General features: G+C 77.0%; 3 protein-coding genes. 2 read left to right on the forward strand and 1 reads right to left on the reverse strand.

The window, feature by feature from the left end:
* The first annotated feature begins 53 nt into the window (after window positions 1-53).
* A complete protein-coding gene (locus G6556_RS18635; protein WP_166944618.1) occupies window positions 54-827 on the forward strand; it encodes an ROK family protein in 774 nt (257 codons plus the stop codon).
* Here G6556_RS18635 and G6556_RS18640 read toward each other — a convergent pair.
* Window positions 824-1,255, reverse strand: coding sequence for a VOC family protein (locus G6556_RS18640; protein WP_166944620.1), 432 nt, complete (start codon window positions 1,253-1,255; stop codon window positions 824-826). The two genes, G6556_RS18635 and G6556_RS18640, sit on opposite strands and share 4 nt — an antisense overlap.
* Before the next feature lie 106 nt (window positions 1,256-1,361).
* Here G6556_RS18640 and G6556_RS18645 point away from each other — a divergent pair.
* A partial coding sequence (locus tag G6556_RS18645) for an HTH domain-containing protein (protein ID WP_166944622.1) occupies window positions 1,362-1,834 on the forward strand: 473 nt, incomplete at its 3' end.

Here is a 1,834-nt window from a genome sequence, read left to right on the forward strand (position 1 = left end):
GGTCGGGCACGCCCCCGAGGGTACGGGCCCGGCGCCTGCTCTACCGTGGTCCGGTGCCCACGCCCGACCCCGCCCCGTACACGCTCGCCGTCGACTGCGGGGGCGGCGGCATCAAGGCGTCCGTGCTCGACGCCTCGGGCACCCTGCACGCCCCCGCCGTGCGCGTGCCGACGCCGTACCCGCTGCCGCCGTCGCGGCTGGTCGACACCATCGCCGACATCGCCGACCGGCTGCCGCCGTTCCAGCGCGCCACGGTCGGCATGCCCGGGATGATCCGGCACGGGGTCGTGGTCGCCACCCCGCACTACGTGACCCGGTCCGGGCCGCACACCCGGGTCGACCCCGAGCTCGTGGCCGCCTGGTCCGGCTTCGACATCCGCGCCGCCGTCGCGCAGCGGCTCCGGGTCCCGGCGCTCGTCCTCAACGACGCCGAGGTGCACGGCGCCGGCGTGGTCTCGGGCACCGGCGTCGAGCTCGTGCTCACCCTGGGCACCGGCCTCGGCTCGGCGCTGTTCGACGGCGGCCGGCTCGCCCCGCACCTCGAGTGGTCGCACGCGCCGGTGCGCCGGCTCACCACCTACGACGAGTACATCGGGCAGATCCAGCGCGCCCGCCTCGGCGACGGCCTGTGGTCGCGCCGCGTCCGGCAGGTCGTGGAGGGCCTGCGGCCGGTCGTGCTGTGGGACCGGCTCTACCTCGGCGGCGGGAACTCCCGGCAGATCACGCCGCAGGTGCTCGCCCGGCTCGGCGACGACGTCGTCGTCGTGCCGAACCAGGCGGGCATCGTCGGCGGCGTCCGGGCCTGGCAGCTCGGGACCGAGGCCTAGCCGGCGTACGGCGCCGCGACGTCGAGCACCCAGGTGACGCCGAACCGGTCGCGCACCATGCCGTACAGCGGCGCCCAGCCCGACGGCGCCAGCGGCACGACGACCGTCGCGCCCGCCGCCTCCGCCGCGAGCCGCTTCCACAGCGCCGCGACCTCCTCGGTGCCCTCGCCGCGCACCGACACGTAGAACGCGTCGGTGCCGGCGTCCCACGGGCGCGACGCCGGCACGTCGAACGCCATCACGTGGAACCCGTCGGCCGACCGCACCTCACCCCAGATCACCTGGTCGGCCTGGGCGGGGTCCTCCGCCGCACCCGCGTCGGCGTACGTGGCGACGGCGAGCTGGCCGCCGAAGACGTCGCGGTAGTGCTCCAGGGCGGCGCGGGCGTCGCCGCGGAAGTTCAGGTGGGTCGTGGTGGTGACGGCCATGGTGGCTCCTCGGTCGGGTGGTGCGCGGGCCGGTCGACCGGCGCGGGCACCACCCTGGCGGTCGTTCCGGACAGGTCGTGTCCGGATGTCGCGGCAGACTGGTCCGGTGCCCACCACCGCGCCTCGGCTGCTCGCCCTGCTCTCGCTGCTGCAGGCGCGACGTGACTGGCCCGCGGCGGTGCTCGCCGACCGGCTCGACGTCACCGACCGGACCGTGCGGCGGGACGTCGACCGGCTGCGCGAGCTCGGGTACCCGATCACGAGCACGCGCGGGCGCGAGGGCGGCTACCGGCTCGACGCGGGCACGCGGCTGCCGCCGCTGCTGTTCGACGACGAGCAGGCCGTCGCCCTCACGGTCGCGCTGCGCACCGCCGCGGCCTCCGGCGTCGGCGTCGAGGAGGCGGCCGAGCGGGCGCTGCGCACCGTGCGGCAGGTGCTGCCGGCGCGGCTCGCGCACCGGGTCGACGCCGTGCCGGTCACGGTCATGACCGCCGCGGGCGCACCCTCCGTCGACCCGGCGGTGCTCACCACGCTCGGTGCGGCCGTCCGCGCGCGCGAGGTGCTGCGGTTCGGCTACGC

This window comes from Cellulomonas sp. IC4_254 (assembly GCF_011603975.1).
Classification (GTDB): Bacteria; Actinomycetota; Actinomycetes; order Actinomycetales; family Cellulomonadaceae; genus Cellulomonas.

Bases quoted from the DNA above. Each gene is read 5' to 3' on its own strand.
- G6556_RS18640 (WP_166944620.1), bottom strand. From the start codon at position 1,255: ATGGCCGTCACCACCACGACCCACCTGAACTTCCGCGGCGACGCCCGC.